This window comes from Luteibacter aegosomaticola (assembly GCF_023078475.1).
In the GTDB taxonomy this organism is placed as follows: domain Bacteria; phylum Pseudomonadota; class Gammaproteobacteria; order Xanthomonadales; family Rhodanobacteraceae; genus Luteibacter; species Luteibacter aegosomaticola.
Genome location: NZ_CP095741.1, coordinates 2,953,813 through 2,980,675 on the forward strand (window position 1 = coordinate 2,953,813; position 26,863 = coordinate 2,980,675).

General features: G+C 66.4%; 25 protein-coding genes. 8 read left to right on the plus strand and 17 right to left on the minus strand.

Features of this window, described 5'->3' with window-relative positions:
• Window positions 1-6: 6 nt before the first annotated feature.
• The 14 genes from L2Y96_RS13070 to L2Y96_RS13135 all read right to left on the minus strand — a co-directional run bounded on the left by L2Y96_RS13070 (window position 7) and on the right by L2Y96_RS13135 (window position 14,224).
• Window positions 7-174: a hypothetical protein gene (locus L2Y96_RS13070; RefSeq protein WP_247326444.1), complete on the minus strand. Its 168-nt coding sequence runs from the start codon at window positions 172-174 to the stop codon at window positions 7-9.
• Complete coding sequence (locus tag L2Y96_RS13075) at window positions 174-614, minus strand: hypothetical protein (RefSeq protein WP_247326457.1); 441 nt, start codon at window positions 612-614, stop codon at window positions 174-176. The genes L2Y96_RS13070 and L2Y96_RS13075 overlap by 1 nt, the downstream gene beginning before the upstream one ends.
• Window positions 615-619: 5 nt before the next feature.
• Window positions 620-880 (minus strand): hypothetical protein, encoded by a 261-nt coding sequence (locus tag L2Y96_RS13080; RefSeq protein WP_247326460.1) that lies wholly within the window; start codon window positions 878-880, stop codon window positions 620-622.
• A gap of 67 nt (window positions 881-947) precedes the next feature.
• A complete protein-coding gene (locus L2Y96_RS13085; protein WP_247326463.1) occupies window positions 948-1,598 on the minus strand; it encodes a DUF2589 domain-containing protein in 651 nt (216 codons plus the stop codon).
• 69 nt (window positions 1,599-1,667) lie between these two features.
• Complete coding sequence (locus L2Y96_RS13090) at window positions 1,668-2,192, minus strand: DUF2589 domain-containing protein (protein ID WP_247326466.1); 525 nt, start codon at window positions 2,190-2,192, stop codon at window positions 1,668-1,670.
• A 3-nt stretch (window positions 2,193-2,195) separates the two neighbouring features.
• The gene (locus tag L2Y96_RS13095; protein WP_247326468.1) at window positions 2,196-2,741 is read right to left on the minus strand and encodes a glycoside hydrolase family 108 protein; all 546 of its coding nucleotides are present in this window, start codon (window positions 2,739-2,741) and stop codon (window positions 2,196-2,198) included.
• Window positions 2,742-2,951: 210 nt separating this feature from the next.
• On the minus strand, window positions 2,952-3,602 hold the full coding sequence (locus L2Y96_RS13100; protein ID WP_247326470.1) for a response regulator: 651 nt from the start codon (window positions 3,600-3,602) through the stop codon (window positions 2,952-2,954).
• 464 nt (window positions 3,603-4,066) lie between these two features.
• Window positions 4,067-5,395: a replication-associated recombination protein A gene (locus L2Y96_RS13105; protein ID WP_247326481.1), complete on the minus strand. Its 1,329-nt coding sequence runs from the start codon at window positions 5,393-5,395 to the stop codon at window positions 4,067-4,069.
• A gap of 39 nt (window positions 5,396-5,434) precedes the next feature.
• Entirely contained in the window at window positions 5,435-6,784 is a 1,350-nt protein-coding gene (locus L2Y96_RS13110; protein ID WP_247326497.1) for a DUF3999 family protein, read from the minus strand.
• The gene (locus L2Y96_RS13115) at window positions 6,771-9,590 is read right to left on the minus strand and encodes a DUF2339 domain-containing protein (protein WP_247326500.1); all 2,820 of its coding nucleotides are present in this window, start codon (window positions 9,588-9,590) and stop codon (window positions 6,771-6,773) included. The genes L2Y96_RS13110 and L2Y96_RS13115 overlap by 14 nt, the downstream gene beginning before the upstream one ends.
• A 62-nt stretch (window positions 9,591-9,652) precedes the next feature.
• On the minus strand, window positions 9,653-10,312 hold the full coding sequence (gene lolA / locus L2Y96_RS13120; protein WP_247326524.1) for an outer membrane lipoprotein periplasmic chaperone LolA: 660 nt from the start codon (window positions 10,310-10,312) through the stop codon (window positions 9,653-9,655).
• A gap of 32 nt (window positions 10,313-10,344) precedes the next feature.
• On the minus strand, window positions 10,345-10,773 hold the full coding sequence (locus tag L2Y96_RS13125; protein WP_247326526.1) for a hypothetical protein: 429 nt from the start codon (window positions 10,771-10,773) through the stop codon (window positions 10,345-10,347).
• 5 nt (window positions 10,774-10,778) lie between these two features.
• A complete protein-coding gene (locus L2Y96_RS13130; protein WP_425492423.1) occupies window positions 10,779-13,127 on the minus strand; it encodes a DNA translocase FtsK in 2,349 nt (782 codons plus the stop codon).
• Window positions 13,128-13,159: 32 nt separating this feature from the next.
• Complete coding sequence (locus L2Y96_RS13135) at window positions 13,160-14,224, minus strand: alanine dehydrogenase (RefSeq protein WP_247326529.1); 1,065 nt, start codon at window positions 14,222-14,224, stop codon at window positions 13,160-13,162.
• 211 nt (window positions 14,225-14,435) lie between these two features.
• On the opposite strand from L2Y96_RS13135, the gene trxB reads away from it, so the two are divergent.
• Genes trxB through aat form a run of 3 tightly spaced genes read left to right on the plus strand, consistent with a single transcriptional unit; the run spans window position 14,436 to window position 17,288 of the window.
• Complete coding sequence (gene trxB / locus L2Y96_RS13140; RefSeq protein ID WP_247326531.1) at window positions 14,436-15,398, plus strand: thioredoxin-disulfide reductase; 963 nt, start codon at window positions 14,436-14,438, stop codon at window positions 15,396-15,398.
• Between the two features lie 46 nt (window positions 15,399-15,444).
• The gene (locus tag L2Y96_RS13145; RefSeq protein WP_247326533.1) at window positions 15,445-16,578 is read left to right on the plus strand and encodes a GNAT family N-acetyltransferase; all 1,134 of its coding nucleotides are present in this window, start codon (window positions 15,445-15,447) and stop codon (window positions 16,576-16,578) included.
• Window positions 16,575-17,288, plus strand: coding sequence for a leucyl/phenylalanyl-tRNA--protein transferase (aat, locus tag L2Y96_RS13150; protein ID WP_247326535.1), 714 nt, complete (start codon window positions 16,575-16,577; stop codon window positions 17,286-17,288). Before L2Y96_RS13145 ends, aat begins: the two co-directional genes overlap by 4 nt.
• Before the next feature lie 358 nt (window positions 17,289-17,646).
• Here aat and L2Y96_RS13155 read toward each other — a convergent pair whose 3' ends face one another.
• A complete protein-coding gene (locus L2Y96_RS13155) occupies window positions 17,647-19,044 on the minus strand; it encodes an MFS transporter (RefSeq protein ID WP_247326538.1) in 1,398 nt (465 codons plus the stop codon).
• A complete protein-coding gene (locus L2Y96_RS13160) occupies window positions 19,041-19,946 on the minus strand; it encodes a pseudouridine synthase (RefSeq protein WP_247326541.1) in 906 nt (301 codons plus the stop codon). The genes L2Y96_RS13155 and L2Y96_RS13160 overlap by 4 nt, the downstream gene beginning before the upstream one ends.
• 298 nt (window positions 19,947-20,244) lie before the next feature.
• Between L2Y96_RS13160 and L2Y96_RS13165 the strand changes: the two genes are divergently transcribed.
• Entirely contained in the window at window positions 20,245-21,270 is a 1,026-nt protein-coding gene (locus L2Y96_RS13165) for an HDOD domain-containing protein (RefSeq protein WP_247326550.1), read from the plus strand.
• 7 nt (window positions 21,271-21,277) lie between these two features.
• On the opposite strand, the gene L2Y96_RS13170 is transcribed toward L2Y96_RS13165, so the two are convergent.
• Window positions 21,278-21,802 carry a hypothetical protein gene (locus tag L2Y96_RS13170; protein ID WP_247326553.1) on the minus strand — a complete coding sequence of 175 codons (525 nt, stop codon included), beginning with the start codon at window positions 21,800-21,802 and terminating at the stop codon, window positions 21,278-21,280.
• A gap of 163 nt (window positions 21,803-21,965) precedes the next feature.
• Here L2Y96_RS13170 and L2Y96_RS13175 point away from each other — a divergent pair, with 163 nt between their 5' ends.
• The 4 genes from L2Y96_RS13175 (at window position 21,966) to L2Y96_RS13190 (ending at window position 26,751) form a co-directional block, all read left to right on the plus strand.
• Window positions 21,966-22,202: a hypothetical protein gene (locus tag L2Y96_RS13175; RefSeq protein ID WP_247326555.1), complete on the plus strand. Its 237-nt coding sequence runs from the start codon at window positions 21,966-21,968 to the stop codon at window positions 22,200-22,202.
• 47 nt (window positions 22,203-22,249) lie between these two features.
• Window positions 22,250-23,119, plus strand: a complete 870-nt coding sequence (locus tag L2Y96_RS13180) for a restriction endonuclease (RefSeq protein WP_247326565.1) — start codon at window positions 22,250-22,252, stop codon at window positions 23,117-23,119.
• Window positions 23,120-23,196: 77 nt separating this feature from the next.
• On the plus strand, window positions 23,197-25,557 hold the full coding sequence (locus L2Y96_RS13185) for a phosphoketolase family protein (RefSeq protein ID WP_247326567.1): 2,361 nt from the start codon (window positions 23,197-23,199) through the stop codon (window positions 25,555-25,557).
• 168 nt (window positions 25,558-25,725) lie between these two features.
• Entirely contained in the window at window positions 25,726-26,751 is a 1,026-nt protein-coding gene (locus L2Y96_RS13190) for an acetate/propionate family kinase (RefSeq protein ID WP_247326570.1), read from the plus strand.
• Window positions 26,752-26,863: the final 112 nt, after the last annotated feature.

Here is a 26,863-nt window from a genome sequence, read left to right on the forward strand (position 1 = left end):
ATTCCTTCAGTGGGTAAGGTAAACAACGACGGCACCACCCGCGCCGCCCAGGGTCAGGACGAGTGCCACCATCCAGCCGCGTACACGGCGGCGGATGGGCGGCGGTTCGTCCAGGCATGCCGTAAGCGCGGCGGCCCACGCGGGCGACACACGCATGCGGGATAACTTGTCCATCAGCGCACCTCCGCGTGCGGGAGCCCGACAGCACGGCCGTCGAGGCTGACGTTCGGCTGCCAGTCGTCGGCCGCGCGGAACGCGATGCGCAGGTGATGCGTCCGCGGTTGCCGCCACCAGCGCTTGCCCGGCGGATGCAGGTCGATCACGAGTTCAGGCGCCCCGCCCCGCGCGCGCTCGTATTGCAAGCGGCAGGCGAAATCGACCGAAAACTCGGTGACCTGGGGCACCCGCCAGTCGCGAAACCAGCGCAGCGGAATCACCACGGGATCGAGCGGCGCGTCATCCGCGGCACCGCGCGGTATCTCCACATGCAAGGCTTCGCCACCGGCGTTCGCCGCGTGCAACTGACGCGCGCGGCGCAGGCGCAGGGCGTCGTTCGCGGTCTCCACGCCGATGCGTAGTGCGAACAGCAACTGCTCGAATGTGCAGGTCGCCATGGGCCCTACCCCTCGCCCAGCCACGCCGGCTTCCGCGGGAAGCCCACGTGGTAGCAGAGCCACTGCAGCACCACCTGGTGCTCACCCACCTGCAGGATGGTGAAGCTCTTCTCCACCCCGATGATGGAGCCGCGCGGCGTATCGGTCAGGCAGCGGTTGAGCAGCGCGCGGGCATCTTCCACCTGCGTTTCGGTGCTCATCTGGTTCGGGTTGTCGCTACCCACCACCACGCGTTTGACGTATTTCACGTCGGTCAGGTCGAACATCCTTTCATCCCCCGGAAAGGGATCGCGACGTGTTTAACGCGCCGCGACCCACGGTTGCATGACGCGATCAGCCACCACCCGCCGGAGCCGCATCGGTCACCGACACCGGGGCACCGACCTTGCGCGGTGCGCAAGCGGTTTGCAGGATGTCCATGACGCGCGCCAGGCCTTCCGGCATACCGTTGTCTTCGGCATGCACCTCCACATGGTAACGCGCGGAGTTATCGGACTTGCGGGTGTTTTCCTTGTGCGTAGCCACCGAGCCGGAGACCTTCGCGGTGGCCTTGAAGATGCCCCAGCCGATCGACATCTCGGCGCTGAATTCGCCCTTCTTGTCTTCGCTTTCGGTCGAGCTGAAGGACGACTTCACTTCCATGTCGAAGGTGATGTCGACCTTGGTGACGCTCAGGTTGGGCACCTTCACGATCGCCAGCAGCGGCACCTCGAGTTCGACATCTTCCTCGGCGATACCGCCCGGGTTCTTCGGATCATCGACCGGCCGCTTGAAGCGGAACGACGCCGTACGGGTCGCGCCGACGCCGGTGGGATCCTTCGACGGATCGGTCGGCGGCATGAAGCCGATGACCTTGATGAAATCCGCGGTGGCCTGGGCCAGCTTGACCTGCGCTTCGCACGCGGCCTGCAATGGCGACCCGATCAGGTCGCCCATCGGCAGGCCCTTGAACTGACTACTCATATTGACGAGTTCATCAGGCATGGTTTGACTCCTTGTGGTGTAGTGCGCGGCGGGCGGGATGCGCACCGCGGTCCAGCACGGCCGACACCGTTAGTCGCCGGGCTTGAACGTCTTGAAGACCCCCTGGGTCTGCGAAAGGTGGTTCATGAGCCGCGCCGCGCCATCGGTGGGCTCGGTGCCTTCGACGCGCAGCACCACATGCACGGAGCCACCGCTGCGCGTATTGCCGCCACCGTTCGGGTCCACGCGAAGATGCGGCCGTGATGCCGGCGGCTTGCCCTTCCAGGCGGGCGCTTCGCCGTGCTCCTCCGGTTCCGGCGGGTCGCCTTCCACCAGCGGGCCGAGGTCGGCATCGAAGGTGATCTCCACATCCTTGATGCGCAGCACGTTCATCGAAACCAGCGGAAGGATCGGCGCCCGGTACAGGTCTTCATCGTCTTCGCCGGCTTGCGGGTGTAGCGAAGGCATGCGAATCACCACGCTCTTCGGACGGTTGTTGTCGTCGAAGAAGTCCGACAGGTGCGCCATCTGGTGCTGCTCGATGCGGTCCTGCGCATCGACCACCGCGCCGGCGATGGCTTCGATCAGGCTGTTGAGCGAGGTCTGCGCCGCCATGGCTTAGGCCGCTCCCAGGTCGGGAAACGAATCCACGCGGTTGAGCCAGCCCTTGAGGAACTTGGCCAGCGCGGGCCGCTGGTTCACCAGGTTCGTGTAGTAATCCTTGCGGCCCTGTTTGTAGCGGGCGTACACGGCTTTCGCATCGGCCTTCGCCAGCGCGGCGAGCGTGCCCGCGCCGACCACGCCATCCTCCCGAAGCGGCGGCGTCGCACCCAGCTGGTTCAGCACGCGCTGGAGCAGGCGCGACGCATTACCGCCGGCGTTCACCTGGAAATCGAAGACGATGTTCGCGAGCGGCTGCAGGGCAATCGCATCGCCGTGGATCGCATCCCAGTACTGCTTCTTGTAGATCTTTCCGGCCTGCTCGTCGGTCAGCGCTTTCAGGTTATCGAGCGTCGGCTCGATGTTGAGCAGCGACTTCGCAAACAGCTGGAACGTTTTCAGGGTCACACCCTTGTTCGTCGCACCACCCGGGTCCGCTGGGTCGTTGACGAAGCCGCCCTCATGTTTCAGCAGCGTGGGGAAAAACGAATTGAAGTCGGCCATGGCAGTGCTCCCGTGCGTTGGTGGGGACACTTTGCGTTTTGGCTGCGGTACGCGGGATCGGGAAAAACCTGATTATCCCGACCCACCAACCTGACCGAACCGCTCTTGTAGGAGCGCGCTTGCGCGCGATCCACGCAACATCAGAGCTCGTGACCCTCAGCACCTCGCGAAAAGATGTCGCGCCCGAGCGCGCTCCTACAGGAGGCGGGGTTAGTGGTCGAGGGTGGTCAGGCCTTCTTTTAGGGCGTAGCGTGTGAGTTGGGCGATGCCGTTGATACCTAGTTTCGCCATGATGTGTTCGCGGTGGGTGCCTACCGTTTTCACGCTGACGTGCAGGCGTTCGGCGATGTCGCGGGCGCTCAGGCCTTCGGCGAACAGCTGGGTGATCTCGCGTTCGCGGGCGCTGAGCGCTTCGCCTCGACCGAACGCGGGTGCGCCCTGGCGGCGGATACCGTCCACGAGGAGATGCGCGATGTCCGGGCTGATGAAGTAGCGCGAGCGCATCACCGTGTCGATCGCCTCGCGCAGCACCTCGAAGCCATCGCGCTTCAGCACGTAGCCGTGCGCTCCGGCGTCGAAGGCGGCGCGCACCCAGCGCGAATCGTCGTACGCGGAAAGGCAAAGCAGGCGCGTATGCGGGCAACGTGGTGCGATCCGCCGCACGGCTTCCAGGCCACTTAGCCCGCGCATGGCGCAGTCGAACACGATCAGGCCAGGCTGGCTGCGCAGCGCGCGGCGCATGCAATCGCGCCCATCGGCGGTGCTGCCGATGACTTCGTATCGCGGTGAGGAACCGAGCAGTGCGGCCACGCCCTCGCGCAGCAGGGCATGCTCGTCGGCGAGCAAGACGGTAACCGGCATCACGGCGCGCACTCCTTCCCCGCCACCGTGGACAAACGACGACACACACCGCCACGCCGGGCGGTGCCGTTCAACTGCGAAGGCATGCTGGACCTCCATGGCCAGCCGCCGACCGCATAGGCGCTCGGGTCGGCGTGGCCAGCCCCTGTTCAATCCTATGGCCAGCGCCCCTGCCAGGCTTTCTGGTCCCCTGTGGTCGGCCGGCCGCCGGGCTCCCCCTGGCGGCCGCCGCGCGCGGGTTTCGCCCGCTTTATGAAGTGCGTAAACGAACGGCGTGCGCGTCGGTGCCGCACGCCAGAACGAGGCGCGCGTCACAAAGTGGGGTGAGGTATTTGCCGGTTACGCTCAGCGTGGTCATGGCCGTTCCCGTGGGTGGAAAGTGCAGCCACGGTACGTCGTGGCGTGTCACTCGCCGTATCGGCCAAATGCTGATTTTTTGATTGGTGCGAGCGGTGGCGGGAGCGCTATTTTTTGCGGGCCGCAGCGCGGGCGGCGCGGAGGGCCGTGAGCTTTTCGCGCAGCTTCAGTTCGAGGCCACGGTCGACAGGTTCGTAGAACGTGGCGTCTGCCAGCGCGTCGGGCAGGCAGACCTGGTCGAGCGCGACGCCGCCTTCGGCATCGTGGTCGTACTGGTAACCCTGGCCGTAGCCGAGGCCCTTCATCAGCTTCGTCGGCGCGTTGCGCAGGTGCATGGGCACTTCCAGCGTACCCATCTCGCGCACCACGGCCTTGGCTTTGTTGTAGGCCATGTACGCGGCATTGCTCTTGGGCGAGATCGCCAGCCAGATGGCCAGCTGCGCGAGGCCGAGCTCGCCTTCGGGGCTGCCGAGGCGTTCATACGTATCCCACGCATCGAGCGCCATGCGCCACGCGCGCGGCTCCGCCAGGCCCACGTCCTCGACGGCCATGCGGGTCATCCGGCGGGCGAGGTAGAGCGGATCGCAGCCACCATCGAGCATGCGCGTGAGCCAGTACACCGCGGCATCAGGGTCCGAGGAACGCACCGATTTGTGCAGCGCCGAGATCTGGTCGTAGAACTGCTCGCCGCTCTTGTCGAAGCGACGCGTACGATCGGCAAGCACCTGCTCGAGCGTGGCGTCGTCGATCTTTCCGCCTTCGGCGAGTTCGCTCGCGATTTCCAGCAGGGTCAGGGCGCGGCGTACATCACCATCGGCCGCCGAGGCGATGAGCTTCAGCGTGGCGTCTTCCACCTGCAGGCCCAGCTCGCCGATACCGCGCTCGTCATCGGACAGCGCACGGCGCAGGGCCGCGACGATGTCGTCGGGACTCACCGCATCGAGCACGTGCACGCGGCAGCGCGAGAGCAACGCGGAATTGAGCTCGAACGAGGGGTTCTCGGTGGTGGCGCCGACGAAGATGATGACGCCGCGCTCGATATACGGCAGGAACGCATCCTGCTGCGCCTTGTTGAAGCGGTGCACCTCATCCACGAACAGCACGGTGCGCCGCCCCTGGGCGAAGTTGCCTTCCGCCTCGGCCAGCGATTTGCGGACATCCGGCAGGCCGCTCATCACGGCGGAGATCGCGCGGAAATCGGCATCGGCATAGCGCGCCACTAGCAGGGCGAGCGTGGTCTTGCCGCAACCCGGCGGCCCCCACAGGATCATGGAGTGCACCCTGCCCGCCTCCAGTGCGCGGCGGAGCGGCTTGCCTTCGCCCACCACCCGCTGCTGGCCCACGATCTCATCGAGGCCGCGCGGACGCATGCGCTCGGCAAGGGGCTTCAGGGCTTCGGGTTCGGCGAACAGGCCGGGGGAGGAATAAGACGGCATCCCGCCATTATCGCGCGATTCGCCCGAGGCCGTTCACCCTTAGGTTTTTGGGGGCTTGCGGAGCAAGGTGGCGGCCATGCCTGCGACAAGGGCGGCGCCCAGGAGCAGCACGATCCAGAGCAACGGGCGGGTCCAATCGACATGCTCGTCGCCCGCCAGGGCCCGCTTGCCGGCCATGGACTGGCCAGCGCCCAGCGTGACCGGCTCGGGGCGCCACGCGGCGCCGTTGCGGGTGCGCAATGCCGCCACGGCATCATCGACCGGCCACGCGGCGCGGCGCGAGGTCGCACTGCCTACCTGCAAGCGGTACGGCGGGGTGCCTTCCGGGAGAAACACGAAACGATCGGGGCGCCAGCCCACGCTGAGCTTAGGCGCGCTGCGCAGCGAGGTCGCCGAATGCAGGCGGATCAGGTCGCGGCGCTGCGGCGGCACGCCCAGCGGGCGCTTATCGTCCTGCCCCGGCGTGACCACGATCGTGCCGAGGCTCTCGCCACTTACCGTACCAGTAACGGAAATCACCCCGAGCCTGGCCACGCTATCGCCTTCACCCAGGGTGACACGCAGCGCGCTGAGCGGGAGCGCCGCCGGCAGCTTGTAGTCGTAGTCCATGCCGCCGCCGCTCACTGCCGAGGCGGTATTGGCGACATCCAGCCACTGCCGCGCGGCCTCGTCGAGCGCCGCGGCATCGACCACACTGCCCGAGAGCGTGACCTTCGCGCCCTCAGCCCACGGCGCGTCATCACTACTGGTGCGCACACGGTAGTAACGGGCTGCCGGGCCATCGAGCTTCACGACCCGCGCATCGACGGCGCCGTCGCCGTGGCCAAGGCTCACGATGGAGCTACCCGTAGCGCGCGGCTGCCAATCCTGCAGGTTGGTGCTGGCGTCGATATCGACACTCAGCTTCACATCGCCCTGTGTCGGCGGGAATTCGAGCCGCTCCGCCGAAATGGCGGTACGCGCATCGAATAGCCATTCGTGCACACGCCCCGTGCTGGCGGCTGCGCCCGGCTCGATCACGATATCGCCGGCCGTGGTGCGGCGAATGCTGGGCCCCGCCACGCCATCGCTGCCGTTCGGCACCGGGAGCAGCGGCGCGTCCAGAGTCACCGGATGCGAAGTGGGCGCAGCAGCCTCATACGGACCCGTCGCGACCTCGCGCCCCTTGGCGTCCACGATGACGACATCACCCAGGCCGGCATCCGGCGCAGCCCACGCATAGGCCTCCTGCGGCAACGCTACGACATACGCCTCGGCGTGCGAAGCGACCTGGATCGGCCAGCCATAGGCGTACAGGGGATCATCGCCCGCGCGGGCCGGTGCAAAGGCCGCACTGAACGCTGCGGCGTACAACACGAACAAACCGATGCGTCCATCACGGCGCATCATGGGATTCCTGGGCATTCGGGGTTGCCTGCCTTGGCGGTGCGGGTGCGAGGTAGCCGATGACCGTGCAAAGCAGGCCATAGGCGATAAATGAAGCGATGCCGAAGAGATTGCCGAGATGGCCGCGATCGACCAGGAGGAGCTTGGCGAGAACGATAGCCATGCATGCTGCGCCGGCCATCCACAACAGCCGCTGCCCCCGCCTCGACCCCAGCACCCATGCCACCACGCCGATCACACTCCACACGACGGTAAGGGACAATTCGGCCAGGCTTGAGGCGAGCATGTGGTTATCCCAGGGCACGCCGCCCAGATGATGCACGGCGCGCAGGGTCATGCTGGTGGCGATGGCGAAACCCGCGACAGCAAGCACCGCCGGACGCACGCGGCGCAACTCGGCCGGCGCGCTTTCATCCCATAGCGCGCGGGCCAGCAGGCCCGCTACCGTCACGAGCACGAGCTCGACGGGGTTCAACACCGGAATGAACGGCAACGGGTCCGGGCTGCCGTCGGCACCGAGCGCGAACACCCCGATCAGCAGGCTCATGCCGAGGCCACCCCAGGCGACGATGCGGCGGATCTCGGCGGCATGCATCGAGAGGGGCGGCGTGATCACCCGCGGCCACCACCAGGCCAGCTTGGTGAGGAGCAGCGTGGGCGCCGCCATCGCGAGGAACACCCAGCCATCCGCGACCCAGGGCGCGAAGCGGAAAGCGACGTGCGTGCCCACGTAGGCGAGCACCAGCCAGCGCACCCACCAGAGCACCTGCGCGACGACGGCCGCCCCGGCGTGTGCCGCGACCGCGCGCAGCGAGAACCAGCCCGCCACCGCCGCCACCAGGATGGCCGCAAGCGGCCAGCCCACGAAGATCTGGAAGAGTGCCGCGTCCGCAACTAACGACGATGCCGCGGTGATCGCCAGGGCCAGCGGCGCGGACCACGCCAGCATCAGGCCAAGATCGAGTTTGCGTACGTGGCGATTGCCTTCGGCCAGCAGCCAGCCACTGACACTGAGCAGCACCATCCACGCGGCCCAGCCATTCGCGCCTCCACCCACGAAGGTGTCGATCTCGGCGCCAAAGCCCAGCAACCACCAGGCGACGCTCCACACCAGCAAACCAGCGCGCGCCAGACTGCCCATGCCCTTCGACGCGCTATGCCGGTCGTACTGCACCAGGCAGGCGATACCGGCGATCGTGATCAGCACGGTGCCGATGAAATACGGATTGAGGAACGCCATGGCGCGCACGCTACCGTGCGGGAAATCCGCCAGCGCCCACGCCACGCCCGAAGCAAGCTGCAGGAACATGCCCGACCAGCGCGGCAGATGGCGCTGCTGACGGAAGCCCAGCCAGACGAGGCCTGCGCCTTCCAGGGCGAACACACACGCGGTGGTGCTGGCACTCAGCGCCAGCGGCACGGCGATGGTCGCGAACGCCACCGCCAGCACGGCCCAGGTCTCACGCAGCAGATGCATGTCGTCGCGCTTACGCACGACGAACGCGATAGCCACGTACAGCACGGCGGCCGCGAGTGCGGAGAACGCCAGCGGCATGGGCTGCCAGTCGAGCAAGGCACCCTGCGCCAGCAGGCAGACGATCGGCGTACCGAACATCAGGCTGCCGTCCAGGATGGCGCGATCCGCGCGCGGCGCGCGCAGCACATGCAACCACGGCACCGCCACGTAGAGGAGGAAGAAAAGGATGAGGAACGGCTCGGTGCTGTTGAATAGCTCGGGACGGTACGAAAGCACGCCCCACGCCGTACCGATACCAAAGGTCGCGACGAAGCCCAGCACGTTGAGGATGCGCCAGGCCTTCTTCCACGCGATACCCAGGATGCCGAGGTTCAGCACGGCGTAGTACGAGAACAGCGCAACATGGTTGCCCTGCCCGCTCGACGCGATGATCGGCGCCGCGAAACCCGCAATGAGGCCAAGCACCGCGAGCGCCAGCGAATCCTGCAACACCGCCAGGATGCCGAGGCAGCCGACGAACACGACCAGCAACACAAACGCCGGCAGCGGATCGATCAGGTGATAGAGCCGGTAGGCCGCAAACACCGTCATGACCAGCACGCCCAGCGCACCACCCTGCAACGAGAGAGCGAACGAGCGGCGCTTATCGCGCTGCAGCCAGCCGAAGGCGGCACCCGCGATCGCAGCCAGCGCCACAAGGCTGAGCCGCACCGACACCGGCACGTGGAACAGGCCCTGATCGGCGGCGTACTTGAGGAAGGCGGCGATACCGGCGAACAACACCAGCATGCCGACCTTCACCGGCACGTTGCCCTCGGTAAACCAGCGCTTGGCGGTCTCGATGGCACGATCGATCGCGGAGGGGCCGGCAGGCTCGGCAGCGTCAGCCGTCCAGCCGGATACAGGTGCGGGCGGCGGCGTGGTGCGTGCGGTTGTCGCTGCCGCTTCCGCCGCGCGCGCGGCCACGGTGGCGGGCATCGGTGGCGGCATGGCAGGCGCCGATGTCGCGGACGGGGTTCGCGTACCGGCAGCAGGCGCACGCGTGTCGGCAGAGGGTGGGCTGGCGTCCGCAGCCGCCCAGAGGTCGTCGGGCGCGGTATAGGCATCCTGACTGGCCGGCGGCACCTGGCTCGACTGACCGGCGCGCGCCGAAGCACTGGCCGCCGTAACGCGCGTCGCGCTCAGCTGGGTACGCAGTTCATCCAGTTCACGGCGCGTCTGCGAAAGCCGCGCCCAAAGCAGGCCGATGGCAAAACCGGCGACGGCGCCAGGAATCCCCTCCCCGACCACCCCGCCAATGATGGCGCCCACGATTGCCCAAACCACATACATGCCCTTGCCTACCCCCAACACATCCCATGTCTAGGGCGAAGTTTTGCACGAAAGCGGTTGAGTTAGTGCACGCCCTGGGTCTGGATGACCGGGGCATCACCGATCACGTCGGTGCCCTGCGGGGGGACGAAGGTGAAGGTGCCATCCGGCAACGCGGTGTTTTTCTGCCAGCCGGCGAACTGGATCTTGGTGGTGTTGCCGAGCTGATCCTTGAACTCCATGCGGGCCAGGCCGCTGGCATCAAAGCCGAGATCGGCGTAATCGAACGCCGGATCCTTCGCCGTGGACGACAGGCGCAGCCACTGCATGCCATCGTGCTCGCCCCGCTCGGCGACCTTGAAGAAGCCCTTGTCGAGCTGCGACAGGTCGGTCAGCACGGTGAGCGGGCTCTGCGCTTCTTCGCTGCTCTGCTTGCGCACGGTAACCTGCTCAAGGTCCGGGTCGTACAGCCACACGCGGCTGCCATCGGCCACGATCGTCTGCTTCGACGGCGCCAGCACTTCCCAACGGAACTGCCGCGGCGCCTCCAGGGAGACCACGCCGGTGGTCGTCTTGCCCGGACCACCGTTCACATCGAACAGGGTCTGGCTGAAACGGCCCGTCAACGAGTGCAGACCCTTGGCGAAGGCATCCAGGCGCTCGCGCGCGGGACCGGCCGCCGTGGCGGCGAAGGCAGGCAGGCTGAGCAGCGACAGCGAGGCGGCAAGCAGGAAGCGTTTCATGGGCATGGATTCCGTGGGATGCGGGCCGATTGTCAGCGATCGGTTTCGAACAGCGACTTAAGCATATCGATGGCTTCGGCGGGCGAGATCTCGCCCGCCTCCATCTTCTCGCTGATATCGGCGATGGCCTTGCCGTCGCGGTGCCAGTACGGCGCCGCGCGGGTGGCGGTATGGGCCGGGCGGGCTTCCTGGCCCAGGACCACGATCTCGGCCAGCTCGCCTTGCTCCGCGAAAATCACTTCCAGCGCGTCGTCCACCTCGGCGGTGTGGCCAGCCGGGTAGTCGCGCACGATCGTGCACGTGCGGCCATCGTCCGCGCGAAGCTCCAGCCCCGGGATCGACGGGTTCAGCTCGAAGACCACCGCGACCTCGTCGAGCACCTCGCGGGTGGGCGTGAGATCGCCGGTGACGAGCAGGCTCCAGGGGCGCTGGCGTAGCGCACCCGGCTTAATGGCGTTCATGGGGGTTAATCCTTCGGGGGCGGCGGGGCCAGGACTTCGCGGTTGCCGTTGTGCTGGGGCGCGCTGACGATGCCGTCCTGCTCCATCTGTTCGACGAGGCGGGCGGCACGGTTATAGCCAATGCGCAGGTGACGCTGCACGCCGGAGATGGAGGCGCGGCGCGTCTCCGTCACCACGCGAACGGCACGGTCGTACAGCGCGTTGTCGCTATCGCCATCGCCGTCGGCTTCTTGCGGGAGGCCCGCATCGTTGATGATCTTGCCGTCGGCCGTGCTCTGCACTTCCTCGAGCACGCCTTCGATGTAATTGGGTGAACCCTGCGCGCGCAGCCACTCGACGACGTTATGCACCTCGTGGTCATCCACGAAGGCGCCGTGCACGCGTTCCGGCTGCGCCGTGCCCGGCGGCAGGTAAAGCATATCGCCGTGGCCGAGCAACGCTTCCGCGCCGCTCTGGTCAAGGATGGTGCGCGAGTCGATCTTCGACGACACCTGGAACGCGATACGCGTCGGGATGTTCGCCTTGATCAGACCGGTGATGACGTCCACCGACGGGCGCTGCGTTGCGAGAATCAGGTGCACGCCAGCGGCGCGCGCCTTCTGCGCCAGACGGGCGATGAGCTCTTCGACCTTCTTGCCGACGATCATCATCATGTCGGCGAATTCGTCGATGATGATGACGATGTGCGGCAGCGTCTCGAGCGGCTCGGCCACCATGCCCGGCATATCGGGGTTGGCGCGGAACAGCGGATCGAGCAGCGGCTGGCCGCTGTTCTCGGCGTCTTTCACCTTCTTGTTGAAGCCACCCAGGTTACGCACGCCTACCGCGGCCATGAGCTTGTAGCGGCGCTCCATCTCGGCCACGCACCAGCGCAGCGCGTTGGCGGCTTCCTTCATGTCGGTGACCACGGGCGCCAGCAGGTGCGGGATGCCTTCGTAAACCGAAAGCTCCAGCATCTTCGGGTCGATCATGATCATGCGCACGTCCTTCGCGCTGCTCTTGTAGAGCAGGCTCAGGACCATCGCATTCACCGCCACCGATTTACCCGAACCGGTGGTACCGGCCACGAGCAGGTGGGGCATCTTCGCCAGATCGGCCACCACGGCCTTGCCGCCGATGTCCTTGCCCAGGGCCAGCGCCAGCGGCGACTTCACCTGGTCAAAGCGCTCGGACTTGAGGATCTCCGAGAGGTAGACGATCTGCTTCTTGGTATTCGGGATTTCCAGGCCGATGACGTTCTTGCCTGGAATGACGTCCACGACACGCACGCTCACCACGGACAGGCCGCGGGCGATGTCCTTGTCGAGGCTGGACACCTGGCTGCCACGCACGCCGGCGGCAGGCTCCAGTTCGAAACGGGTGATGACCGGGCCCGGGTACACGCCGGCCACGCGGGCTTCGACGCGGAAATCGCGCAGCTTCAGCTCCACCTGGCGCGACAGCACCTCGAGCGTTTCTTCGGAATAGCCCGGGCCCTGCGGCGGGGCTTCATCCAGCAGCGACAACGGCGGCACTTCGCCTTCCATCGAGGCGCCGGTGAAGAGCGGAATCTGGTTTTCGCGGACGGCGCGGTCGCTCTTCACCACCATGGGGGTGGGCGTCTCGATGCGGACCGGCTCGCGCTTGGCCTGCTTCACGGCCTCGGCCTTTTTCACCACCTCGCGCTCGGCGCGGGCGGAACGGGCGGCCATGACCTCGGGGGCCTGGCGGACCTTGCCACCAAACCAGCCGCCCATCTTCATGACGAGCTCGCCGGTGGCATCCATCAGCTTGAACCACGACAGGCCGGTGGCCAGCGTGATCGCGATAAGGCACACCGCCAGCAGGAGCAGCGGTGCGCCCTTGTCGCCAAACGCATTGTGCAGGCCATGGCCTACCCACTTGCCGACGATGCCGCCCGGGCCTTCCGGCAATACGGGGGTCTCGGTGACATTCAGGTAGATCAGGGCCGGCGCGGTGATAAAGAAAAACACGAAGCCGATCAGCCGCAGGGAGGGTTCCCACGGCTGGACGTTGCGCTCGCCACGATGGCGGATGACCTGGATACCCAGGGCCAGCAGGAGCAGCGGGAAGAAGTAGGAAACGAGTCCGAAGATGTACCGGAGCAGGTTGGCGATATTCGCGCCCACCGCACCACCAAAGTTGGTGGCGTGCTCGGCCACGCCCATGTGACCCCAGCTGGGATCCTGATCGTTGTAGCTGAGCAGGCAAACCAGCAGGTACAGGGCGAGCGGGAGCAACAGCAGTGCCCCCGCTTCACGGAGCCGGCGCTTGAGCTCATCGCTCAAGCCCGGCTTTTCGGCCTTGGGCTGGGCCCGGGCCTGTTTCTTAACCACTTTCGCGCTGCGCGCCACTTAGCGAACTACTCCGGCTTCGGTGCGGGGCATCATGCCATGCCCTGAAGCGCCGGGTGCACCAGCTTGCCGCCTTCCACGTTGATACCGGCGGCCAGCGGGGCGTAGTCGCGCCATTCCTTGCCGGCAGCCAGGCGCTGCACGTACGGCAGGATGGCAGCCGAGATGGCGGTCGACGAGGTCTGCGGCACAGCGCCCGGCATGTTGGTGACACAGAAGTGCGTCACGCCGTGCACGGTGTAGGTCGGCTCCTTCCAGGTGGTCGGGCGCGAGGTCTCGAAGCAGCCGCCCTGGTCGATCGAAATGTCGACGAGGACCGAGCCCTTCTCCATGGTCTTGACCATGTCTTCGGTGACGACGCGCGGGGCCTTGGCGCTGGGGATGAGCACGGCACCGACGACGATGTCGGCGTTGCGCACTTCTTCAGCCACCGACGACTCGTAGGCGTACAGGGCGGTGACGTTGGGGCCCAGGGCCATCATTTCGGCCATGCGGTCCGGACGCTTGTCGAACACGACCACGTTGGCGCCAGCCTGGGCAGCCAGGGCGGCGGCGTTGCCACCGGCCGCGCCGGCGCCGAGGACGACGACCTTGCCACGCGGGGTGGAGGCCATGCCGCCGAGCAGCTTGCCCTTGCCGCCGTTCGGCTGGTGCAGGAGCGTGGTGCCGATCTGGGTGGCGATGCGGCCGGCGATGACCGACATGGGCAGCAGGAGCGGCAGCGCGCCGTTCTCGTCCACCGATTCAAAGGCGACGCCGGTCAGGCCGATGTCCAGCAGGCTCTTGGTGAGCGCCGGCTCGGCCGCCAGGTGCAGGTAGCAGAACAGCAGGTGGTGCTTCTTAAGGAGCTTGAGATCGCCCTCGATCGGTTCCTTGACCTTGACGATCAGCTCGCCCTTTTCATAAACGGCGGCGGCGTCGGGCACCACGGTGACGCCCAGTGCCGAATAATCGGCATCGGCGTAACCGGACTTGGTGCCGGCACCGGACTGGATGAAGACCTCGTGGCCGCGGCGGACCAGGTCGGCGGCGGCGGCCGGGATGAGGGCCACGCGGCCTTCAAGGGTCTTGGTTTCGGAGGGGATACCAATGCGCATCTTAGGGAAGATCCTGAAAGTACAGAAATAAGCCCCCATGTGGGGACATGGGCAGCCACCGGCATGTAGCGAATGTCTTGAATCGCACCCCCGTCTTCCCCATTCTTCCGGGTCGACGCAATCTCGCGGAACCTCGACACGGCTTCAGCTTCCTGCCGCAAGAGGCGAGCGGTACGAATGAAACAGCCGCAGCAAACCTGAAGGATTATACATGAGCACCCCCAAGCACAGCCGACTGCTTATCCTCGGCTCCGGTCCCGCCGGCTACACGGCCGCCGTCTACGCGGCGCGCGCCAACCTGAAGCCGATGATGGTCACGGGCCTGCAGCAGGGCGGCCAGCTGATGACCACCACCGAGGTGGACAACTGGCCGGGCGACGAAAAGGGCGTGCAGGGTCCGGAGCTCATGCGCCGCATGGCCGAGCACGCCGAGCGCTTCGAGACCGAGATGGTCTTCGACCACATCCACAGCGTGGACCTGAACAACCGCCCGTTCCGCCTGAAGGGTGACGGCGGCGAGTACACCTGTGACGCACTGATCGTGACCACCGGCGCCACCGCCAAGTACCTGGGCATCGCCTCGGAAGAAAAGTTCAAGGGCCGCGGCGTCTCCGCCTGCGCCACCTGCGATGGCTTCTTCTTCCGCGAGCAGGACGTGGTCGTGGTCGGCGGCGGCAACACCGCCGTGGAAGAGGCCCTCTACCTCTCCAACATCGCCCGCAAGGTCTACCTGGTGCACCGCCGCGACAAGCTGCGCGCCGAGAAGATCCAGCAGGACAAGGTGTTCGAGAAGGCCGCGGCCGGCAAGATCGAGCTGATCTGGAACAGCCAGGTCGATGAAGTGCTGGGCGACGACTCCGGCGTGACCGGCGTCCGCGTCAAGGACATCAACACCGGCGCCAAGCGCGACCTCGAGGTGCAGGGCTTCTTCGTGGCCATCGGCCACACCCCGAACACCGGCATCTTCGACGGCCAGCTCGACATGAAGGATGGCTACATCCAGATCCAGTCCGGCCTGGCCGGCATGGCCACCGCGACCTCGGTCCCGGGCGTGTTCGCCGCTGGCGACGTGGCCGACCACGTCTACCGCCAGGCGATCACCTCGGCCGGCTTCGGCTGCATGGCCGCGCTGGACGCCGAGCGCTGGCTCGACGCGAACCACAAGCTCGACTGATGGAGCCCGGGCCCCGCACTGCTGGTGGCAGGCGGGGCCCTCCTTCATGAACGACGTCCGTTTCCTGCAGGGCCTGCGCGATGTCCCCGCCGCTGACTGGGACGCGCTCATTCCCGACGGCAACCCTTTCGTCTCCCATGCCTTCCTGTACGGCATGGAGTCGAAGGGCTGCCTGCGCGAGGACTACGGCTGGGCGCCCTACCACCTGGCCATTTTCGACGAAGGCCGGATCGTGGCCGCTGCTCCCACCTACCTGAAGGGCAACTCGCACGGCGAGTTCGTCTTCGACTGGAGCTGGGCTGCCGCCTGGGAACGCGCCGGGGGCCAGTACTACCCCAAGCTACTCGTCGCCTCGCCCTACTCGCCCGTGCCCGGGCCGCGCCTGTTGGTGCGCGAAGGGCCGCTGGCCGACATCTACCGCAACCAGCTCACCGCCGCACTGGTGGATGAAGCCGACCGGCTGGGCCTGTCCTCGATCCACGCCAACTTCCTCGCCGATGCCGACCTGCACGCGTTCGACGACCAGTGGCTCGCACGGTCGGATTACCAGTTCCACTGGCACAACCGCGGGTACGGCTCGTTCGACGACTTCCTCGGCGCACTGACCGCCAAGAAGCGGAAGAACATCCGCCAGGAACGCGGCTACGCCCACGGGGCCGGCCTCACCCTCGAGATGCGCGGCGGCGACGAGCTTTCCGACAACGAGTGGCGGCAGATCCACGCGCTGTACGAGCTCACCTTCGACATGAAGGGCAACCACGCCGCCCTCACCGCCCGCTTCTTCCAGTACCTGGGCCGCACGCTCGGCCGCGACGTGCAGGTCGCCATGGCCCGCGACCAGCACGATATCGTCGCCATGGCGCTGTTCCTGCGCGGCGGCGAAGCGCTCTACGGCCGTTACTGGGGCGCCAGCGTCGAGGTCTCCGGCCTGCATTTCGAACTCTGCTACTACCGCGGCATCGAATACGCCATCCGCGAAGGCCTGCAGCGCTTCGAACCCGGCGCCCAGGGCGAGCACAAACTCGCCCGCGGTTTCCTGCCGACACTGACGCACTCCCGGCACTACATCCCCCACGACGGTTTCCGTCGCGCGGTGGCCGAAGCGCTTGAACACGAAGCCGAACACCGCGAGGCTTACCGCGCCGAACTGCTCACCCATTCGCCGTACGCGGACCGATGATTCGCCTGCCCCAGCTCCACCCTGCCCGGCCCAGCCAGTTCCCCGATCCGGAACAGGCCATGGACGAACCGAATGGCCTGCTCGCGTGGGGCGGCGATCTTTCGGCCGAACGCCTGCTCGCTGCGTATTCGCAGGGCGTGTTTCCCTGGTTCAACCCGGACGAGCCCATCCTGTGGTGGTCTCCCGACCCGCGCTGCGTGTTCCGCACCGACGCCGTGCACATCAGCCGCAGCCTGAAGAAGCAGCTGGCAAAGACGAACTGGCGACTCACCGCGGATACCTCGTTCGCTCGCGTCATGCAGGCCTGTGCCGAGCCGCGCAACGGGCAGCCTGGCACGTGGATCAGCGAGGAGATGATCGCGGCGTACCTGGAGCTGCACCGGTTGGGCCACGCGCATAGCGTGGAGGTGTGGGACCGTGGCTCACTGGTCGGCGGTATCTATGGCGTGGCGATCGGCCGGCTGTTCTGCGGCGAGTCGATGTTCAGTGCGCGCACCGGCGGCTCGAAGGTGGCACTGGCCGGGCTTTCGCAACTGCTGCATGGCTGGGGTTTCCCATTGCTCGATGCCCAGGTCACCAACCCGCACCTGGTGAGCATGGGCGCCATCGAAATCCCCCGTAAGCAATTCGTCGCCCAGGCGCGCCGACTGGCGGCCATGCCAGGCATGCCGGGCAGCTGGATCAAGGCGCAGGTGCCGCTTCCTGTTTAGCTTTTTTTGGGCGGTTCATTCGCTGGCGCGAATGCGTGTGACCAGCGGCTGACGCCGCCTCGCGCTCAGGCGCCCAACCCTGTAGGAGCCCACCCTGTGGGCGACGCCGTTCGCGACACTCTACCGATCTTGCGGCACCTCGCCTTTGATGGGTCGTGATGTGTGGCAGAGCTCGAGCGTTGACGCGAAAGATGTCGCCCACAGGGTGGGCTCCTACGACGGCGCCGGTCGTCATCACGTACCGGTTGGCCAGCGCGAGGCGGCGTCAGCCGCTAAAAACATGCATTCGCGCCAGCGAATGAACCGCTTCAACGGCGCGAAGCCAAAGGCGAGCCGTTCCGAACCGGCAGCCGGAATCCTACCTGGAGCGATGCCCGCTCATCTCCGCGCCAGCATTCTTCGGCAGCAGTGCGCTGACGGGTGCGGCGAGAAGCGAGATGAACGTCACCACCAGGAACGCCACGCTGAAATCAGGCAGCGCCGCATGCTCGCGGCCGCCCCATACCACGCTCACATGCAACGCCGCGGCCGCCACGCAAATACCCAGCGACAGCATCAGCTGCTGGAACGTCGTATAGAAGCTCGTGGCACTGGAGAAACGCTCACTCGGCACATCGGCGTACGCCACCGTGTTGTATGCGCTGAACTGCAGCGACTGGAAGAACCCGGAGAACAGCAGCACCGCGTAGATAATCCACAACGGCCAGTCCGGCCGGAATGCCGCGCACAACGCGATGCACAGCATCGAGAACACGCCATTCCACACCAGCGTCGCGCGGAAACCCCAGCGCCGTAGCACCGGCGCTGCGGTCGCCTTCATGAGCATCGCGCCCAGCGCCGACACGAAGGTGATCACGCCGCTATGCGCCGCCGAAAGGCCAAAGCCCAGCTGCATCATCAACGGCAACAGGAACGGCACCGCGCCCGCCGTGATGCGCGTCAGCGACCCCGCGATCACCGACAGGCGGAACGTCGTGAAACGCATCAGCGTCATGTCGAGGATGGGATTCGAAATACGTCGCGAGTACAGCAGATAGCCCACACCAGCGAGCATGCCGCCGACGATCAGCCCCGTCGAACCGAGCAGCGACGAGGAGCCGCGGCTGGCGAGTTCCAACCCGAACACCAGGCACGACAGCGACACGCCTGAAAGCACGAAGCCGATCCGGTCGAAGGGCACGCGCTCCGTCAGCCGCACATCGGGGATGTACTTCGTGGCCAGCCAGATGCCGATCACGCCGATGGGCACGTTGATGTAGAAGATCCAGCGCCACGACACCCAGGTGACGATGAAGCCACCCAAGGGCGGCCCCACGACCGGGCCGATCAGCGCGGGCACCAGCAGCCACGACATGGCGCTGACGAGTTCGGATTTCGGTACCGACCGCAACAGCACCAGGCGCCCCACCGGCACCATCATCGCGCCGCCAATGCCCTGCAGCAGGCGCGAAAGCACCAGCAGCGGCAGGTTCGAGGCGATACCGCAAAGGATGGAGCCCACCGTGAACAGCGCGATGGCCGCGCGGAACACATTGCGCGAGCCGTAGCGATCGGCGATGGCGCCGCTGGCGGGAATGAACACCGCGAGGCTGAGCATGTACGAGGTAAGCGCCACGCTCATGTGCAGCGGCGACACATCGAATGAAGTAGCCATGGCCGGCAGCGCGGTGGCCAGGATCGTGCCATCCAACTGCTCCATGAACATCGCGCTCGCGATGATCAGGGCAACGGTGCGAAAGCCAGGGGCGGTGGTCATCCGGGGGAAGGCGGAGGAGGAAGCGCCATTTTAGCAGAGCCGCCCCACTCGCGTTGGCTGCGGAACCGCCTTTCGAGCCCGGAAAACGGGTCTATAAAGAATAATTCACGCGCCAGCAGGCACATCGGCTCCGTGAAGCCCGGCGCCTCGTCGCGTAACTCGGGATAGAACACATCGCCTGCGATCGGCGCGCCAAGCGCCGCCATGTGCACGCGCAGCTGGTGCTTGCGGCCCGTCACCGGCTTCAACTGGTAACGCCACAGCGCATCGCCCCGCTCGAGCACATCGATCTCGGTGCGCGCGTTCGCCCTGGCCCCGGGGACTTCCTGCATGCGGAAGAACGGCTCGCCCTTCGCCAGATGGCTTTCGTGGACATACGGGAAGGCCAGCGATGGTAGGGGCGGCGCCAGCGCCTCATAGGTCTTCTCGATCAGGCGCTCGCGGAAGAGCCGCGTGTAGGCGTCGCGGCTGGCGGGACGCGCGGAGAACACCACCAGTCCGGCCGTCGCGCGATCGAGCCGGTGCAAGGCGACAAGCTCCGGGTTGCCCAGGCGGCGCGCCAGGCGCACCGAGAGGGTTTCCTCCACGTAGGCCCCGGCGGGCATCACGGGCAGGAAGTGGGGCTTGTCGGCCACGACGAGGTCATCGTCGATGTGGACGATGGTCTCCTCGAAGGGCACGCGTGGTTCGACCGGCACCTCGCGGCGGTAGTACACGGTAAGGCCCGCCTGGTAAGGCGAGCCTGGGTCGAGCGGGGTATCGCCATCATCGACGAGGCCCCGTGCCATACGGCCGGCCCACTCCGTCGCAGGGATCGCCGGAAAGCGTTCGATCAGGAACGCCAGCACGGTACTCCCATGGCCAGGTGGAAGCGTGACGCGGCTTTTCGGGGCAAGGGACATAGCGGCATTGTGGAGCACAACCGTTGTAGGAGCCCACCCTGTGGGCGACATCTTTTCGCGACAACGCCACAGGGCGTGCGGCGTTGTCGCGAACGGCGTCGCCCACAGGGTGGGCTCCTACAGCGGCGCGGTTCACGTGGCCCAGCGCGGTTTCCGTGGACCGGCGCGGCTTCCGTGGCCCGGTGCGGTTCCCTTGGCGCGGCGGGCGGGCACGTGCGCGCAAGACGGCGGAAAGCCCGGTGTGCGCATATACTGCAAACACTTATTCCACCCCAGGTTTGGCGAGGTCGTTGCGCCCGTGATCGGCCGGTTCTTCAGGAAGCTTTTTGGTGGTGGCACGCCGGCGCCGAAGGCGAAGGCGGAGCACGCGTTCGTGGCGGTCGCGGTCGAGGAGTCGAGCCGCCCGGCCCATGCCATCGCGGCGGAGGATGTCGAAGACCGCTTCTATCGCCTGCTGCTCGGCGTGGCCCCTTCGGCCGAGCCGGCGATGACCGCGACGGAACAGGTGGCCGCGCGCCGGGTGCGCGACGCGTTCGGTGCCGAACGCTTTGACGTGAGCACCCTGCCCCGCCTGCCCTCCGTGGTACCGCAACTGATGCGCTCGCTGCGCAGCGACGACAGCAGCAGCCGTTCGCTCGCCGAGCAGATCAGCCGCGATACCGTCCTGGTCGGCGAAATCATCCGCGTCGCCAACAGCGCCTACTTCCGCACGACCCGCCCGGTGACCGGCCTGCCCCAGGCCATCACCCTGCTGGGCCAGAACGGCCTGCGCCGTGTCGTGATGCAGCTGGTCATGCGGCCGATCCTGCGCACCGACAGCGACCCGACGAGCCGTGCCGCCGGCGACCGCCTGTGGGAGCACGCTGACCGTTGCGCCCGTACCTGCGTATTCCTCAGCCGCCCGGCAGCCGATCCGTTTGAAGCGTTCCTGGCAGGCCTCGTCAGCCAGACCGGCGCGCAGACGATCCTGATGGAACTCGATGCCGCGGGCCTGGCGCAGGAAAGCCTGAGCCGGCCATTCATTGCCGCCATCGGCCAACAGATCGAAAGGCTGTCCTTGCACGCCGCCCGCCACTGGCACTTCCCGTCGCGGGTGGTGCAGGCCCTGGCCGAACGCGCCGATCCCGCCGACGCGGGCGCACGCACACCCCTCGGCCGCGCGTTGCTAGCGTCGAGCCGGGTGGCGATGCTGGATGTGCTGATCGAGCAAGGGCTGGCCGAACCCGAGAGCGTGCTGCTAGCCACGCCCTCGCAAGGCTTCAGCCAGGAGCGTCTCCTGGCTGCACGCGACGACCTGAGAGCCCCGGCAGCCGCCGAGGCCTGAGGCAGGTTTAGCGCTGCACACCCGTGGCGACGACGTCGGCCCAGAGCTGGTCGGCGAGGTCACGCGAAGCGGCCTGCAGCAGCGCGGGTACCTGCTTACCCAGGTTCGGCTCGGCGGCGTTCAACGGCACGGACTCCGTCTCGCGGTACTCCTTCGCCACCACCTTGCCGCGCGCCACGATGCGGCAATCGGCCTGGAGGTTGATCGAGGTCACCGGCGTATCAGCCTGCGGGTTGGCCGCGATCGTCCAGGCCACATTGCGGCAGCCAATGATCAGGTCGGTGAAATACTTCGGCTGCAGCGAGGTGCGCAGCTGGGCCTGGATCAACGACGCCACGTCCGGCGTCACTTCCACGAGCGCCTTGGCCTCGAGGCCCTTCACGACGATCACGGTGTCTTTCTTGTTCTCGACGGTCAGCCACGGCGAATCGGGGCTGGCGGCCACCATGCGGCTGGCATCGGCTTCGATCATCGACTTGCCGCCACAGGCGGACAACAACAGGGTCGCGGCGGCGACCGACAAGCACTTCATCACTTCCAAACCCCTGGTTTTCCCCCGGACACAAGCCGGGGACTGTAACCGCTGGGGTGCCTGGCCGGCAATGCGCCACATCACATTGTGATGTGCCGAAATTGCCTCTACGCCCCCGCCGAACGGCGCCGATAGTCCTGAGATGCATACATGGATCTCTTTGATGGCCGGCGGGCCCCAGGATGGCGAGCGCTTCACGCGCGAGTTCTACACGTCGCACGCCACCCCGCCCGCCATGCGGGCCAGTGACGGCAAGGTGTGCTGCCCCGTCGCCGTGCGTGCGATGCGCCAGACGGCGCTGTGCGTCGTGGTCCACCCGGACGCCCGTGACGAGCAGATCGAGCACGCCATCGACGCCATGGTGGCGGCGGCTGAAGGCGAGGTGATTTCCGGCAAATAGTTTATAAGTGTATGATGTGACGTCCATTCCTTCGGCAGAGATCCCGCTTGGCCTTTTCCGCACGCGCCCCTGAACCCGGCGACGCCCTTGCCCGGCTGAGCTGGCAGGATTTTGAGCACCTGCTCGCGGAGCACTACCGCGCGCAGGGCTACCGCGTGGAACTGGTCACGGCGCACGACCTGAAGGCGCTCGGCCAGTCCGGCCTGGACATGCGCCTGTTCCGGGGCAGCGAAACCACCATCGTCCAGTGCGGACACTGGGATGCGATCTTCGTGGATCTGCCCGAGGTGCAGCACCTCATGAGCACCATGCTCAACGAGGCGGCCGCCCGTGGCGTGCTCGTCACCCGGGGCGCATTCACCACCCCTGCGCGCAACGCCGTGCTGCGCCAGCCCCGCGTGCACCTGGTCGATGGCGCCGTGCTGCGGGCCATGCTGAAACTGCCCGAACACCTGGATACCGCCCCGCCCGGCACCCGCCCTTCGGAAAAAGTGGCACGAACGGCCACCGCCGCCCGTCGCCGCTCCAGTTCCAGTAACTCGCGCTCGCTAGTGATGCCCGCCCTCATCGGCGTGGTGGTGGTCGGCTTGCTCGGCGTCTTCGCATGGCGGGCGATGAGCACCCACGACAACGCCCCCGCGAGCTCGGCCGGCGCCTCACCCATCGCGGCCGCCTCGGCAGAACCTGCGCGCGTTCCCGCGGCGCCGCCCACCGTTGCCACACCGCCCGCAACCACGCCGATCGCCACGCTTCCGCCGCCGGCAAATGCGCCCGATGCGAACGATGGCCTCGCGCACGAAATGGCCGAACGCGAACGTGCACGCCGCGAAGAAGAAGCGGCCGCGAACCGCAAGAAATCAGAAGACGCCATGAAAGTGATGGAACGCAATACCCGCGAGGTGGGTTCGTACCAATAACGCGCTTTTTTTCACGCGTTTGCCATTACCCCGGGCCTAGGCTGGGCAGCGAATCCTGCCGCTCCCTGGACCTGCCCATGACCGATACGCCGCTTGATCCCGATCAGCTTCGCCGTATGCATGCGTACTGGCGCGCCGCGAACTACCTCACCGTCGGCCAGATCTACCTGCGCGACAACCCCATGCTCGACGAGCCGCTGAAACGCGAGCACATCAAGCACCGCCTGCTCGGCCACTGGGGCACGACCACCGGCCTCAACTTCATCTACACCCACCTGAATCGCGCGATCGTCGAGCGCGACCTCAACATGATTTACGTGATGGGCCCCGGCCACGGCGGCCCGGGGCCTGTTGCCCACACGTACCTCGAAGGCTCGTACACCGAAATCTATCCGCGCATCGACCGCAGCAAGGCCGGCATGCGTGAGTTGTTCCGCCAGTTCTCGTGGCCGTATGGCATCCCCAGCCACGTGGCACCGGAGACACCGGGATCCATCCACGAAGGCGGCGAACTCGGCTACTCGCTCTCGCACGCCTTCGGCGCGGCCTACGACAACCCCGAGCTGATCGTCGCGTGCGTGGTCGGCGATGGCGAAGCCGAGACCGGCGCGCTCGCCACCAGCTGGCACTCGAACAAATTCCTCAACCCGGTGCGTGATGGCGCCGTGCTGCCCATCCTGCACCTCAACGGCTTCAAGATCGCCAACCCGACGGTGCTCGCACGCATCGAGCCCGATGAACTGCGCGACCTGATGCGCGGCTACGGCTATGAGCCGCACTTCGTCGAGGGCCACGAACCGGAGAAAATGCACCAGGCCTTCGCCGCCGCACTGGATACCTGCCTGGACGCTATCCGCCGCATCCAGAAGGAAGCGCGCGAAGAAAGCGCCGACAACGCCCGCCGCCCGCGCTGGCCGATGATCGTCCTGCGCAGCCCCAAGGGTTGGACCGGGCCGAAGGAAGTGGACGGCAAGCCTGTCGAAGGCACGTGGCGCGCCCACCAGGTGCCCCTGTCGAACTTCGACAAGGATGAGCACGTCAGGCAGCTCGAAGACTGGATGAAGAGCTACGACGCCCACGAACTCTTCGACGAGGAAGGCCGTTTCCGCGAGGAATTCGCCTCGCTCGCGCCGAAGGGCCAGCGGCGCATGGGCATGAACCCCCACGCCAACGGCGGTCTGCTCCTGAAACCGCTGCACATGCCCCACTTCGCACCGTTCGCCGAGGACGTGAAAACGCCGGGCGACCACAAGGCCGAAGCCACGCGCGTGCTCGGCCGCTTCCTGCGCGACGTCATGCGCCAGAACATGCACACCTTCCGCGTGTTCGGCCCTGACGAAACCGCGTCGAACCGACTGGAAGCCATCTACGAAGCAAGCCCGAAGACCTGGCTCGCCGAGTATGAAGGCGTGGATATCGACCTCGCGCCCGACGGACGCGTGATGGAAGTGCTGAGCGAACACCAATGCCAGGGCTGGCTCGAAGGCTACCTGCTCACCGGCCGCCACGGTTTCTTCTCGTGTTACGAAGCCTTCATCCACATCATCGACTCCATGTTCAACCAGCATGCGAAGTGGTTGAAGACCACGCGCAAGATGGAATGGCGGCCGCCGATCGCCTCACTGAACTACCTGCTGAGCTCACACGTGTGGCACCAGGACCATAACGGCTTCTCGCACCAGGATCCGGGCTTCATCGACCACGTCGCGAACAAGAAATCCGAGATCGTACGGATCTACCTGCCACCCGATGCCAACTGCCTGCTCTCCGTGGCAGACCACTGCCTGCGCAGCCGCCATTACGTCAACGTGATCATCGCCGGCAAGCAGCCCGACTGGCAGTGGCTCGACATGGAAACCGCCGTGCGCCACTGCACCGCGGGCGCCGGCATCTGGGAATGGGCTGGCCGCGGCGGCGACGATCCGGATGTGGTGATGGCCTGCGCCGGCGATGCACCGACGGTCGAAGTGCTCGCCGCGGTGATGCTGCTGCGCGAATACGTGCCCGATATCCGCATCCGCGTGGTCAACGTGGTGGACCTGATGTCACTCGAGACGCCCGATGAACACCCACACGGCATGGACGACGACCGCTTCGATGACCTGTTCACCAAGGATCGCCCGGTGGTCTTTGCCTTCCACGGCTACCCCGGCATCGTGCACAAGCTGACCTACCGCCGGCACAACCACGATAACTTCCACGTACGCGGCTACAAGGAAGAAGGCACCACGACGACGGCGCTGGACATGATGGTGCTGAACAACATGGACCGCTTCCAACTGGCCCTCGACGTCATCAACCGCGTCCCACGCTTCGCCGGTGAACGAGAGAAGGCCGAGCAGCGCTACTGGGCCGACATCCAGCGCCACAAGCTCTACGTCAGCGAACACGGCCAGGACCTGCCCGAAGTCCGCAACTGGCAGTGGAAGCCCGCGTGATATCGCTTGCCTCTGCAACCGACATCGGTGCCTGATTCGCCGATGGCCATGTAGGAGCGCGCTTGCGTGCGATCGCGCGCAAGCGCGCTCCTACAAGAGCGTTGAGCCGAATCGGTGGCGGTTCGCCGAAAACGTGATCGCGCGCTCCTTTAGGAGGTTTGAATTGACATGTATGTGCTTGCACTGAATACAGGCTCATCTTCCCTGAAATACGGGCTCTATCGTGTCGAGGGCGATGCGGTAGAAGCACTGTACGCTGACCAGACCGATGCACCTCGGCGCGATGCCGACCCGGTGAAGGCAATTACCGACGCACTACATGCGAAGCATCTGCCGGAACCCGACGCCATCGGCCACCGCATCGTCCATGGCGGCCCGAACATCCGTGACCACGCGCTGATCGACGATGCCCTGATGGCTCACCTGGAGGAAGCCAAAGCGTACGCACCGCTCCACGTCCCGGCCGCCGTCGAGATGGTGAAACGCGCGCGCGAAGCCTTTCCCAAAGCACCGCAAGTCGCCTGCTTCGACACCGCGTTCCACAAGACGATGCCCCTGGTGGCGAAGACCCTGCCCTTGCCCGCCGACCTGCGCGCAGGCGGCATCGAACGCTACGGCTTCCACGGCCTCTCGTACGAATCCATCGTGCGGCAGCTGGGCGCAGACATCCCCGCACGCGTCGTCATCGCCCACCTGGGCAACGGCGCAAGTCTGTGCGCGGTCCGCGAAGGCAAATCGGTCGACACCACGATGGGCCTCACACCCACCGGCGGCATCGTCATGGGCACCCGCCCCGGCGACCTGGATCCCGGTGTGCTGCTGTACCTGATGTGTGAGAAGGGCTACGACGCCGAGCGGCTGGAGAAGCTCGTCGATCGCGAGTCAGGCTTGAAGGGGCTGTCTGGTGGCACCAGCGACATGCGCAAGCTGCACGCGGCGAACGATGAAGCATCCCGACTCGCGCTTGATGTGTTCGTCCACACGGCACGCAAACACATTGCAGCGATGGTGGCTTCGCTGGGCGGGCTCGACCTGCTGGTCTTCACCGGCGGCATCGGCGAGAACGATGCCGTTACCCGTGACGCGATCCTCGCCGGCCTGCAGTGGCTAGGCGATTTCAACAGCCGGGTTATTCCCACGGAAGAGGATGCACAGATCGCGAGACACACCGCGCAGCTCGCACCTGTCTCGTAGGAGCCCACCCTGTGGGCGACATCTTTCGCGAACGCGCCGCAGGCCCTGTGGCGGTGAGTCGAAAGGCGTCGCCCACAGGGTGGGCTCCTACAACAGCAGGGCCATCCGCCCA

What these genes read in the sequence shown, in the direction of transcription:
- L2Y96_RS13070 (WP_247326444.1), bottom strand. Translation starts at nt 174, where the DNA reads ATGGACAAGTTATCCCGCATGCGTGTGTCGCCCGCGTGGGCCGCCGCG.
- L2Y96_RS13075 (WP_247326457.1), bottom strand. Translation starts at nt 614, where the DNA reads ATGGCGACCTGCACATTCGAGCAGTTGCTGTTCGCACTACGCATCGGC.
- L2Y96_RS13080 (WP_247326460.1), bottom strand. Translation starts at nt 880, where the DNA reads ATGTTCGACCTGACCGACGTGAAATACGTCAAACGCGTGGTGGTGGGT.
- L2Y96_RS13085 (WP_247326463.1), bottom strand. Translation starts at nt 1,598, where the DNA reads ATGCCTGATGAACTCGTCAATATGAGTAGTCAGTTCAAGGGCCTGCCG.
- L2Y96_RS13090 (WP_247326466.1), bottom strand. Translation starts at nt 2,192, where the DNA reads ATGGCGGCGCAGACCTCGCTCAACAGCCTGATCGAAGCCATCGCCGGC.
- L2Y96_RS13095 (WP_247326468.1), bottom strand. Translation starts at nt 2,741, where the DNA reads ATGGCCGACTTCAATTCGTTTTTCCCCACGCTGCTGAAACATGAGGGC.
- L2Y96_RS13100 (WP_247326470.1), bottom strand. Translation starts at nt 3,602, where the DNA reads ATGCCGGTTACCGTCTTGCTCGCCGACGAGCATGCCCTGCTGCGCGAG.
- L2Y96_RS13105 (WP_247326481.1), bottom strand. Translation starts at nt 5,395, where the DNA reads ATGCCGTCTTATTCCTCCCCCGGCCTGTTCGCCGAACCCGAAGCCCTG.
- L2Y96_RS13110 (WP_247326497.1), bottom strand. Translation starts at nt 6,784, where the DNA reads ATGATGCGCCGTGATGGACGCATCGGTTTGTTCGTGTTGTACGCCGCA.
- L2Y96_RS13115 (WP_247326500.1), bottom strand. Translation starts at nt 9,590, where the DNA reads ATGTATGTGGTTTGGGCAATCGTGGGCGCCATCATTGGCGGGGTGGTC.
- lolA (WP_247326524.1), bottom strand. Translation starts at nt 10,312, where the DNA reads ATGAAACGCTTCCTGCTTGCCGCCTCGCTGTCGCTGCTCAGCCTGCCT.
- L2Y96_RS13125 (WP_247326526.1), bottom strand. Translation starts at nt 10,773, where the DNA reads ATGAACGCCATTAAGCCGGGTGCGCTACGCCAGCGCCCCTGGAGCCTG.
- L2Y96_RS13135 (WP_247326529.1), bottom strand. Translation starts at nt 14,224, where the DNA reads ATGCGCATTGGTATCCCCTCCGAAACCAAGACCCTTGAAGGCCGCGTG.
- trxB (WP_247326531.1), top strand. Translation starts at nt 14,436, where the DNA reads ATGAGCACCCCCAAGCACAGCCGACTGCTTATCCTCGGCTCCGGTCCC.
- L2Y96_RS13145 (WP_247326533.1), top strand. Translation starts at nt 15,445, where the DNA reads ATGAACGACGTCCGTTTCCTGCAGGGCCTGCGCGATGTCCCCGCCGCT.
- aat (WP_247326535.1), top strand. Translation starts at nt 16,575, where the DNA reads ATGATTCGCCTGCCCCAGCTCCACCCTGCCCGGCCCAGCCAGTTCCCC.
- L2Y96_RS13155 (WP_247326538.1), bottom strand. Translation starts at nt 19,044, where the DNA reads ATGACCACCGCCCCTGGCTTTCGCACCGTTGCCCTGATCATCGCGAGC.
- L2Y96_RS13160 (WP_247326541.1), bottom strand. Translation starts at nt 19,946, where the DNA reads ATGTCCCTTGCCCCGAAAAGCCGCGTCACGCTTCCACCTGGCCATGGG.
- L2Y96_RS13170 (WP_247326553.1), bottom strand. Translation starts at nt 21,802, where the DNA reads ATGAAGTGCTTGTCGGTCGCCGCCGCGACCCTGTTGTTGTCCGCCTGT.
- L2Y96_RS13175 (WP_247326555.1), top strand. Translation starts at nt 21,966, where the DNA reads ATGGCCGGCGGGCCCCAGGATGGCGAGCGCTTCACGCGCGAGTTCTAC.
- L2Y96_RS13185 (WP_247326567.1), top strand. Translation starts at nt 23,197, where the DNA reads ATGACCGATACGCCGCTTGATCCCGATCAGCTTCGCCGTATGCATGCG.
- L2Y96_RS13190 (WP_247326570.1), top strand. Translation starts at nt 25,726, where the DNA reads ATGTATGTGCTTGCACTGAATACAGGCTCATCTTCCCTGAAATACGGG.